1 protein-coding gene is annotated in these 243 nt (G+C 67.9%); it reads right to left on the reverse strand.

The window, feature by feature from the left end:
• Positions 1-206, reverse strand: a 206-nt coding sequence (locus tag LR394_RS41075) for a transposase (RefSeq protein WP_231450147.1), incomplete at its 3' end; no start/stop codon positions are given.
• Positions 207-243: the final 37 nt, after the last annotated feature.

A 243-nucleotide genomic window follows, 5' to 3' on the forward strand; every position in this document is an offset into this window, starting at 1 on the left:
GCATCCGTGCTCGTCGTTCCCGCCCGCTGGCCGGCATCGACCTCGGCCTTCTTCACCCAGCTCCGCAAGGCCTCCGGATGGATCCCCAGCTGACCGGCGATCCGCTGGATCGCCCCGGCCGCGGTCTGCGGGTCACGGCGGGCCTCCACGGTCATCCTCGTGGCTCGTTCCCGCAGCTCATCGGGGTACTTCTTCGGTGCAGCCATGCTCCAGTATCGCCTTCCAGGTTTGATGCCCTCCATC

Source organism: Kineosporia babensis (assembly GCF_021129305.1).
GTDB classification, from domain to species: Bacteria; Actinomycetota; Actinomycetes; order Actinomycetales; family Kineosporiaceae; genus Kineosporia; species Kineosporia babensis.